3 protein-coding genes and 1 pseudogene are annotated in these 3091 nt (G+C 62.5%); all 4 read left to right on the plus strand.

The features are described from left to right. Window positions 1-1088 (plus strand): annotated as a pseudogene (locus tag FG154_RS20130) (type I restriction endonuclease subunit R); the annotation flags it as partial. Between the two features lie 211 nt (window positions 1089-1299). Next, window positions 1300-1818, plus strand: coding sequence for a uracil-DNA glycosylase family protein (locus tag FG154_RS21965; RefSeq protein WP_186312478.1), 519 nt, complete (start codon window positions 1300-1302; stop codon window positions 1816-1818). A gap of 598 nt (window positions 1819-2416) precedes the next feature. Next, on the plus strand, window positions 2417-2677 hold the full coding sequence (locus FG154_RS21630) for a hypothetical protein (protein ID WP_246100484.1): 261 nt from the start codon (window positions 2417-2419) through the stop codon (window positions 2675-2677). A gap of 67 nt (window positions 2678-2744) precedes the next feature. Then, the gene (locus tag FG154_RS20145) at window positions 2745-3023 is read left to right on the plus strand and encodes a hypothetical protein (protein WP_145111852.1); all 279 of its coding nucleotides are present in this window, start codon (window positions 2745-2747) and stop codon (window positions 3021-3023) included. Window positions 3024-3091 lie beyond the last annotated feature (68 nt).

Here is a 3091-nt window from a genome sequence, read left to right on the forward strand (position 1 = left end):
AGACCGGCTTCGACCAGCCGCTTCTCTGCGGGATGTACATCGACCGGCGGCTGGCGGGAATCCAGGCGGTGCAGACGCTGTCGCGGCTGAACCGGGCCTACCAGCAGGGCAGCGTGGTGAAGGACACGACCTATGTGCTTGACTTCGCCAACAGCGCCGACGACATCTTGGCGGCCTTCAAGACCTACTACGAAACTGCCGAGCTGCAGGACGTCACCGACCCGAACCAGGTGCTGGACCTGCGCGCCAAGCTCGACGGGCTCGGCTACTACGACGAGTTCGAGGTCGCGCGCGTGGTGAAGGCCGAGCTGAACCCGAAGGCCACCCACGCCGACCTGTCGGCCGCAATCGAGCCGGTGGCCGACCGCCTGCTGAAAGCCTTCAAGGCCGCGCGTGACGCCGAGGCGAAGGCCCGGGCCGAGGGCAACGACAAGGCGGCGGTGGCGGCGAAGCAGGAGCAGGACGCGCTGATCGTCTTCCGCTCGAACATGGGCGCCTTCCTGCGGCTCTATGCCTTCCTGTCGCAGATCTTCGACTATGGCGCGACGGCGATCGAGGCGCGCAGCCTCTTCTACCGCCGCCTGATCCCCCTCCTCGACTTCGGCCGCGAACGCGAAGGCGTCGACCTGAGCAAGCTGGTGCTCACCCACCACAAGATGTCCACCGGCGGGAAGAAGGACCTCCTGCTGGGCGGTGCGGCCGAGAAGCTGAAGCCGATGACCGAGGCCGGCTCGGCCGGTGTGCAGGACAAGGAAAAGGCGCTGCTGTCCCAGATCGTGGCGAAGCTGAACGACCTCTTCACCGGCGACCTCACCGACAAGGACCAGCTCTCCTATGCGATGACGGTGAAGGGCAAGCTCCTGGAGAACACGACCCTCGCCCAGCAGGCAGCGAACAATCACAAGGAGCAGTTCGGCAACTCGCCGAACCTGATGAACGCCCTGATGGACGCGATCATCGACGCGCTGGACGCCCATTCCACCATGAGCAAGCAGGCGTTGGAGTCACCCGTCATCCAGAAAGGCCTGAAGGATGCCCTCATGGGGCCGGGCCGTCTCTATGAAACCCTGCGGGAGAGAGCTGCGTGAGAGGCCATCGCGGGCTTCCAAGGTCGGGCACGAGAGCTCAGGCGTGCGAGGTGAGCAAAGAGGCATACCAATGACATCAAGCTCGAAAATGGTTCGCTGGGAGGAGTCGATATGACGCGCCTACGAAGAGCGACTGCGCCGCTTTCCGGATGATCCTCCTCTCGGATGGCGGCTGCTCTACAGTCCGCGACACGTCCTCGCTGGCGCCAACGTGGCATTCATCGGATTGAATCCAGGGGGCGCTGCACTTGATTCGACTCATGGGGAGTTCTCTTCGGAGAGAGGTTCCGCATATCGGAGAGATGTGGAGAACTGGGGGCGGAGCAGCGGACTGCAGGATCAAGTCATTGAGCTCTTCAAGCGTCTCGTTGTGCGCCCCGACGATGTGCTGGCCGGCAATCTGGTACCGTTTCGATCTCCCGGAGAAAGCACCTTGAGAGATGCGGGTTCGGTAATTGCCTTCGGCAGACGACTCTGGACGGAGATACTTGAAGAGGTTCGCCCGAGAGTTGTCATCTCCATGGGCGGGACCGCCAACCGCGAGATCTCCAACGTCCTCAAGGTTCGGGACATCGAAATGCACCACGTAGGTTGGGGAAACCAAACCGCATCTCGCGGCAGGTTTTCGGATGGGACATGGGTGGGCTTGCCGCACCTGTCCCGATTCGCGATCATGAAACGGGAGGCAAGCCAATCTGCGCTGGATCGGGTTCTCCGCGATCTCACATGAGCCCGTCTCTGCGCCTAACGGACTTCGGCAGCGCAGACGGTCGACGAGCATAGGTGCCGCCGAGCAGAACCGCTTGGCAGTTCTGCTCCAAAACCGACATGCGGGCCACTGCTGTGAAAGGCCGCTTGCAGCCCTTCACGCGCCTTCGAACTCACTGCAGCATGGTCGGCGGCAACGTCGTGTCGGGCCGGGTGCGCTATCTTGCCCGACTTCCAGGGCCCGCGCACATTGATTTCCATGCGCGCTGGCAGTAGCCGGTCCCCCGGACAGTGGTAAGCTTCCTCTAGCCAACGAGTGCAGCGTCGGTTGGTTGTGGACCATGGATCGGCGCCGTGTACCCACCGCAGTTTCGCGAATATTGGGCCACTTCTCCGATTTTCGGATTTCCACAAAAAATCAGTGCCTTGACTCGAATCGGCCATTCGGATTGCAGTCAATTCCGATGGAATCTCCGCCTCCCGCAGCCCTGTGGGAGGCGGCATGACCCTCCCGAATACCCCGCGCACCCCGACCGCCCGACCGTCACATCAACATTTTCGCGCACCTCCCGGACGGCCCTTTGGCAGGCCGACGGCCCTCTCATGCCGAACGGAACCCCATGCCTCGCATCCCGATCACCGAGCCGATCTTCCCCGATCCTGCCCTGAGCGAGTCCGCCATCCGGGAGCGGCTGTCGCTCCATGCCCGGCGTCTGGAAGTGCGGACGAAGGGGCTCGTCATCCCCGACCATCTCGCCGCGGAGGGCAGCCTCGCCCGCACGCCGAGACGAAAGCAGTCGGGCGAGACGGACGTGAACGGCAAGGTTTCACGCTGGGGAGGGCATCGAACGCGACGCCGTTCGGGCGAAACTGCGCGATGATGTCAGCACAATCGCACGGCGAATGGACGCTGTGCAGAACGCTTTCCGAATTGGCATGTGCCAGCGCGTGCTGATCGACGAAAGTTTCGGCGACATTCCCATCATCTCGCGCCCGACCGATCCCGTCGGCTGCGTCGGTCACGATTTCCGGGCGGCCGTGCGGGAAGCCGTCAATTACGTCGAGCGTAAATTCGGCGTGCCAGTCCGGACGATTGCGAAACTGGATCAGCAGGCTCCGGATCTGCTGAAGTTAACGCTGCAAAAAGCGCGCGACAAATGCCTGCCAATCCGTTTCGACCGCGATCCGGACATCCCAAGTTCATCAGCAAAACCTCTAAGCAATTGATATCGTTCAGGCGGAGAGGCCGAAAATGTGACAACACGGGCGGTGTCAGGCCGGTTTTGGCAGGCTCA

Origin of the sequence: Cereibacter sediminicola, assembly GCF_007668225.1 — a bacterium.
GTDB lineage: Bacteria > Pseudomonadota > Alphaproteobacteria > Rhodobacterales > Rhodobacteraceae > Cereibacter_A > Cereibacter_A azotoformans.

What these genes read in the sequence shown, in the direction of transcription:
- FG154_RS21630 (WP_246100484.1), top strand. Translation starts at nt 2,417, where the DNA reads ATGCCTCGCATCCCGATCACCGAGCCGATCTTCCCCGATCCTGCCCTG.